Below are 5988 nucleotides of genomic sequence, written 5' to 3'. Positions count from 1 at the left end.
CCCCTACGACTTTTCTAATGCCGGCGTCATTGCGAGGCGCAAAGCGCCGAAGCAATCCAGAGTTTTACGCGTGGCTCTGGATTGCTTCGCTTCGCTCGCAATGACGCATCACGCGTTGCCGCGGTCCTCGCGGAACAGGTCGAGCTTTTGCTGCACGGGGCGGTCGGAGAACGAGAACAGCACTGCCGCGTCGTCGGCCTCGTGCGTCACCCACTGCCAGCTCGGCACCACGAACAGATCGCGCGGGCCCCACTCAAAAATCTGCTCGCCGATTTTCGTGCGGCCCTTGCCCTCGATCGCGGCGAACACGGTCGCGTCGGTGGAACGGTAGCGCGCCGTCTTGAATCCCTTCGGCAGGAGCTGGATGAACGTGCCGATGGTCGGCATCGCGAAATCGCCGGTCTCGGGATTGGTGAACCTCAGCTTTAACCCGTGACACGGATCCCAGTCGTCGCGCGTCTTTGCCTGTTCCAGCGCCTCGCGCGTATGCGCGTATGGATAGTTGAAGATCGGCGAGGTCTTTGACCTGCGCTTCCCGTCGACCGGCAGCAGGTTGTGGCCGTAGCGCGCAAAACTGTCGCCGGCCGGACGCGCCAGCGTCTGCTGATCCTCCTTTGATCCTTCCGCGAACGATGCGTCGAGAAACTGCACCAGGGGAATGTCGAGCCCGTCGAGCCAGAACATCGGCTCGGTCGTTTCGTTGCCGTGGTCGTGCCAGGTCATCGAGGGCGTGATCACGAAATCCCCGGGTTCCATCAGCGTGCGCTCGCCGTCGACGGTCGTGAATGCGCCGCGGCCTTCGAGGATGAAGCGCAGCGCCGACTGGCTGTGGCGGTGGGCCGGCGCGACGTCGCCTGGTATCACCATCTGGATGCCGGCATAGAGCGAGGTCGTGATCTTGGACTGGCCGCGCAGGCCCGGATTTTCCAGGATCAGCACCCGCCGTTCGGCCTCCTTGGCAGTGATGAGCCGTCCCGCCTCCGTCATGTAGTCGCGCACGGCGGCGAATTTCCAAAGGTGCGGCCGGCACGCGCTCTTCGGCTCCGGCGTGATGAGGTCGCCCATCACGGTCCACAGCGCGGTCAGGTTCTCGCCGTCGATCTTTCGGTAGAACGCCTCGCGTTCCGGTGTTGTCGCAGCGGCCACCATCGGTGCGCCTCCCGTTTGTTCTTCTAGATTGACAGTATACTGACAATCTCGCTAACGTCAATTCTCCAACGCATAACGGGAGGCCCTGATGAAGCTGCATGGCTATTTTCGCTCCAGCGCGGCCTACCGGGTCCGCATCGCCCTGAACTTGAAAGGTCTGCAGGTCGAGCATTTGCCGCATCATTTGCGCAAGGGCGAGCAATGCGCGCCGGCCTATCTCGCGCTCAATCCGCAAGGTCTTGTCCCGACCCTCGAAGATGATGCCGGCACGGTCCTGACCCAGTCGCTCGCCATCATCGAATGGCTGGAGGAGACCCATCCCGAGCCGCCGCTGTTGCCAAAGGCTCCGCTGAGGCGCGCCAAGGTGCGGGCATTTGCGATGGCGCTCGCCTGCGACACCCATCCGGTGCAGAATCTGAAGGTGCTTGCGCGCTTGCGCCAACTTGGTCTGCCGGAAGAGCAGGTGACAGGCTGGGCGGCCTGGGCCAATCGCGAGGGGCTTTTCGCATGCGAGACCCTCATTGCCCACGAGCCCGGCCCCTTCTGCTTCGGCGCGGCGCCATCGATGGCCGATATCTGCCTGGTGCCGCAGCTCGCCAATGCGCGGCGGTTCGGCGTCGATGTTGCAGCGTTCCCGCGGCTGTTGCAGGCCGAAACCGCGGCGAAGGCGCTCGCCGCGTTTGCTGATGCCGCACCGGAGCGACAGAGCGATGCAGAATAGACCAGCCGCCCTTACCATGGATGCGGTCTACACCAAGCCGGGCTATCTGTTCCGGCGGATGCAGCAGATCGCGGTCGCGATCTTCATGGAGGAGTGCAGGGAGTTCGACCTGACGCCGGTGCAATATGCGGCGCTGGTCGCGATCCAGACCCATCCCGGCATCGACGCCACGCGGCTCTCCGCCGTGATCGCCTTCGACCGTTCGACGCTCGGCAGCGTGATCGAGCGGCTCCAGGCCAAGGGCCTGATCGAGCGCGCGGCATCGGCCGAGGATCGGCGGGTCAAGCTGCTGACCATCACCAAAGCGGGCGCGGCGCTGCTGCGCGACATCGTGCCGGCGGTCGAGCGCGCGCAGGCGCGCATGCTGCAGCCCTTGAAGGCTGCTGACCGCAAGACGCTGATGACGCTGTTGTCGCAGCTCGTCGATCTCAACAACGAGGCCTCGCGCGTGCCGCTGCGCGCCGAGGACGCGCTGGAGCATCTGGGCCGGGCCGGGTGACAGCGGTGGGGTAGGGTGGGCAAAGGCGCGTCTTCGCGCCGTGCCCACCGTCCTTCCGCAAGCGTTGTGGGAATGGTGGGCACGCTTCGCTTTGCCCACCCTACCTTTCCTTTGCTTGCAATGACTCTACATCCGCATCACGGCCTGGCGGTCGATCTTGCCGGTGCCGGTTTTCGGCAGTTCGTCGATGAACAGGATTTCGCGGGGATACTTGTAAGGCAGCAGTTTTGCCTTGACGAACTCCTGCAGCCTTTTCGTCGCATCGCTCTCATCGCGCGCGCCGCTGTTCAAGACCACGACGGCCTTCAACGTCATGCGCCGGTCGGGCAGCTCGGCGGCATAGACGGCGCATTCGCGCACCTCGGGATGCTCGGCGAGGCAGAGCTCGACCTCCAGGGGATAGACCCATTGCCCCGATATTTTCACCAGATCGTCGGCGCGGCCGCGAAAGAAATGGAAACCGTCGCTGTCGCGAACGAAACGATCACCGGTGTAGATCCAGCCGCCCTCGCGAATGGTCTCGGCGGTCTTGTCCGGGCGGTTCCAGTACAGCGGCGTCGCCGAATCGCCGCGCACCCACAAAATGCCTTCCTCATTGTCGGCGACGTCGCGGCCGTCCTTGTCCTTCAGCGCGACCTCGTAGCCGGGCACGCGCAGACCCGCCGCACCAGGCCTCTTATTGTCCTCGCGATTGCAGAGATAGATGTGCAGCACCTCGGTCGAGCCGAGGCCTTCGACGATTTCGAGGCCGGTCAGCTTTTTCCAGCCGTTGAACACTTCGGTCGAAAGCACCTCCGCCGCCGAGACCGCCATTCGCAGCGAGGAAAAATCGGTCGCGGCCGCGCCGTCTGCCTTGGTCAGCGAGGTGTAGAGCGTCGGCAGGCCGAAGAACACGGTCGGTCGAAAGCGCGTGGTCGCATCAAAGATCGATGCAGACTTGGGCTGGCCGGGCAGCAGCAGCGTCGCAGCGCCCGCGGAGACGGGAAAGGTGATCGAATTGCCAAAACCGTAGGCGAAGAAGATTTTTGGCACCGAGAAACAGATATCATCTGATGTCAGCTTCAGCACGTTGCGCGCAAAGGCCTGGTCGCTATAGGCCATGTCGTGCTGCAGATGCACGATGCCTTTCGGCCGTCCGGTCGAACCGGACGAGTACATCCAGAACGCCATCTCGTTGCGGTGGGTGTCGGCCTCGGCCAGTTCGGTCGCAAGGCCTGGCAGCCATTCTTCGGCGGCGATTGTCTGCGCCGCCGCGTGGCCTGATGCTTCGCCGTTGACGATGATGAGCGTACGTAGCTGGGTGTCCTTGCAGGCCACATCGTCGAAGCGTGCGGCAAACTCGGCGTCCGCGACCGCAACGGCCGCGTTGGAATCGGCGAGGTAGAATTGCAGGAGGTCCGGTGGCGTCAGCGTGTTGATCAGGAGCGGCACGAGCCCCGCGCGCACCGCGCCAAAGAACGCGGCCGGGTAGGCCGGGGTGTCATCGAGAAAGAGCAGCACGCGATCGCCGCGCGAGAGTCCGAGCGACAAAAACCCGTTGCCCCAACGGCAGGCTTGCTCGCAAAGCTGCGCATAGCTTATCGTGCCGCAGGGCCCGACCAAAGCGGGGAGTTCGCCGCGACCTTTTTCGAGATTGTCGAATAGGACGCGGCTCGCATTGTAGACCTGCGGCACGGCAAAGCCGATCTCGCGGGCGCCCGCGCCGTCCTGCGGGACCTTGTCGTCGATGCCGCGCGTCATGCGTTCTCTCCACATTGTTTTGCCTGCTCGTAACGCGCCATGAAGCCGGGCGACATCGCGCGCAGCCGCGCGGGATCGATGCGCCCCGACCGCGTGATATAGCTGAATGCGAAATCCATCAGGCCGAGCTTCATACGCTCGGAAAAATGCTCGTACCAATTTGCGCTGGTGCGCGCCGCGGTGACCAGTTTTTCGACGATCGGTTTGCGCGCGGCCTGATAGCGCCCCAATGCGCTCGGGATATCGGCATCCGCTTCCAGCGCCTTGACCAGCGCGATGGCGTCCTCGATCGCGAGCCGCGTGCCCGAGCCGATCGAGAAATGCGCCGTATGCAGCGCGTCGCCGAGCAGCACCATGTTTTTGAACCACCAGCGCTCGTTCCAGATCCAGGGAAAGTTGCGCCACACCGAGCGGTTGGAGATCAGTTTGTGGCCATCGAGCGTTTCAGCGAACACGTCCTCGCAGATCGTCTTCGACTCCTCGATGCTCCTGTCGGCAAAGCCATAGGCCTCCCAAGTCGCGCGGTCGCATTCGACCAGGAACGTGCTCATGCCGGGCGCGTAGCGATAGTGATGCGCATTGAAGCTGCCGCGCTCGGTCGCAACGAACGTCTGCGACAGCGTCTCGAACCGCTTGGTGGTCCCGTACCACGCGAACTTGTTGCTGGAGTAGGACAGCGAACTTCCGAAATCGCCTTCATAGGCGCGGCGCACCAGCGAGTTGAGGCCGTCGGCGGCGACGATCAAGTCATAGCCTGCAAATTGATCGAGCGAGGTGATCTGCGCGTCGTAGCGGGCCACAACACCCGCCGCGCGAGCGCGCGCCTGCAGAATGGTCAACAGTTCGAGCCGCCCGATCGAGGAGAAGCCGACGCCATCGAGCTCGACGCTCTGCCCGCGCAGAGTCAGCGTGATGTTTTTCCAGCTCTCCATGCGCGGCGTGATCGCATCCACGGTCTTCGGATCGTCGGCACGCAAAAATTCCAGCGCCTGATCGGAGAACACGACGCCAAAACCCCAGGTCACGCCGGCCGGGTTCTGCTCGAACAGCTCGACCTCCGCCTCCGGGTGACGCTTTTTCCAGAAATAGGCGAAAGAGAGACCGCCGGGCCCTCCGCCGATCACGGCAATGCGCACGTTGCCCTCCAGATTGACAGTATACTTATTATTTGGTGGGTACACTAATGCGCGGTCGCGGCGAGCGCCAGCGGAAATTGCCGAGGTCTGATGCTGTCATTCCGGGGCGCGAGCGCAACGAGCGAGCCTGCAATCTCGAGATTCCGGGTTCGATGCCCTCCGGCCGCGCTTGCGGGGCCGTCTGGCATCGCCCCGGAATCACGGATGCAAGTGGTAATCTAGAACCGGAGCGCGGAAGCCTCCGCTACACCTTCACCATGCGCTTGCCGCGGTTCTCACCGGCCAGCAGGCCGATCAGCGCCTTCGGCGTGTTTTCGAGCCCGTCGATGACATCCTCCTGCACCTTCAGCCTGCCGGAGGCGACCCAGCTTTGCAGGTCGGCGAGTGCGCGCTGGCTCTCCTTCATGTAGTCCATCACGATGAAGCCCTGCATGATGAGGCGCTTGACGACGATGAGCCCGGGGACGCCGCGCGGGCCATGCGCCGCGGGCGCGCCGTCATATTGCGAGATCGCGCCGCAGCAGGCGATGCGGCCATAATTGTTCATCTGCGGCAGGCAGGCTTCCAGAATGTCGCCGCCGACATTGTCGAAATAGACGTCGATGCCTTTGGGCGCCGCGGCCCGCAGCGCCTTGAACAGCGTGCCGTCCTTGTAGTCGACCGCGGCATCGAAGCCGAGTTCGGATGTCAGCCAGTGGCACTTGTCCGCGCCGCCGGCGATGCCGATCACGCGACATCCTTTG

The 5988-nt window shown here is 63.7% G+C and carries 6 protein-coding genes; 2 read left to right on the top strand and 4 right to left on the bottom strand.

Translation table 11 applies throughout. The features are described 5' to 3' along the window. Positions 1-108: 108 nt before the first annotated feature. A complete protein-coding gene (gtdA, locus tag JOZ76_RS31660; RefSeq protein ID WP_291705326.1) occupies positions 109-1149 on the bottom strand; it encodes a gentisate 1,2-dioxygenase in 1041 nt (346 codons plus the stop codon). A gap of 88 nt (positions 1150-1237) precedes the next feature. On the opposite strand from gtdA, the gene maiA reads away from it, so the two are divergent. Both maiA and JOZ76_RS31650 read left to right on the top strand, forming a co-directional pair. Next, positions 1238-1870, top strand: coding sequence for a maleylacetoacetate isomerase (maiA, locus tag JOZ76_RS31655; RefSeq protein ID WP_291705325.1), 633 nt, complete (start codon positions 1238-1240; stop codon positions 1868-1870). Continuing rightward, on the top strand, positions 1860-2369 hold the full coding sequence (locus JOZ76_RS31650; RefSeq protein ID WP_291705324.1) for a MarR family winged helix-turn-helix transcriptional regulator: 510 nt from the start codon (positions 1860-1862) through the stop codon (positions 2367-2369). The genes maiA and JOZ76_RS31650 overlap by 11 nt, the downstream gene beginning before the upstream one ends. 126 nt (positions 2370-2495) lie before the next feature. Here JOZ76_RS31650 and JOZ76_RS31645 read toward each other — a convergent pair whose 3' ends face one another. The 3 genes from JOZ76_RS31645 to JOZ76_RS31635 all read right to left on the bottom strand — a co-directional run. Further along, a complete protein-coding gene (locus JOZ76_RS31645) occupies positions 2496-4109 on the bottom strand; it encodes a benzoate-CoA ligase family protein (RefSeq protein WP_291705323.1) in 1614 nt (537 codons plus the stop codon). Further along, positions 4106-5245 carry an FAD-dependent monooxygenase gene (locus JOZ76_RS31640; RefSeq protein WP_291705322.1) on the bottom strand — a complete coding sequence of 380 codons (1140 nt, stop codon included), beginning with the start codon at positions 5243-5245 and terminating at the stop codon, positions 4106-4108. The genes JOZ76_RS31645 and JOZ76_RS31640 overlap by 4 nt, the downstream gene beginning before the upstream one ends. Positions 5246-5489: 244 nt before the next feature. After that, on the bottom strand, positions 5490-5988 hold a 499-nt coding region (locus JOZ76_RS31635), incomplete at its 5' end, for an MDR family NADP-dependent oxidoreductase (RefSeq protein ID WP_291705321.1).

Origin of the sequence: Bradyrhizobium sp. (assembly GCF_019244115.1) — a bacterium.
In the GTDB taxonomy this organism is placed as follows: Bacteria; Pseudomonadota; Alphaproteobacteria; order Rhizobiales; family Xanthobacteraceae; genus Bradyrhizobium.
Note: the sequence above shows the minus strand (reverse complement) of the source record. Positions and strands in the feature narration are given on the sequence as shown.

What these genes read in the sequence shown, in the direction of transcription:
- gtdA (WP_291705326.1), bottom strand. Translation starts at nt 1,149, where the DNA reads ATGGTGGCCGCTGCGACAACACCGGAACGCGAGGCGTTCTACCGAAAG.
- JOZ76_RS31650 (WP_291705324.1), top strand. Translation starts at nt 1,860, where the DNA reads ATGCAGAATAGACCAGCCGCCCTTACCATGGATGCGGTCTACACCAAG.
- JOZ76_RS31645 (WP_291705323.1), bottom strand. Translation starts at nt 4,109, where the DNA reads ATGACGCGCGGCATCGACGACAAGGTCCCGCAGGACGGCGCGGGCGCC.
- maiA (WP_291705325.1), top strand. Translation starts at nt 1,238, where the DNA reads ATGAAGCTGCATGGCTATTTTCGCTCCAGCGCGGCCTACCGGGTCCGC.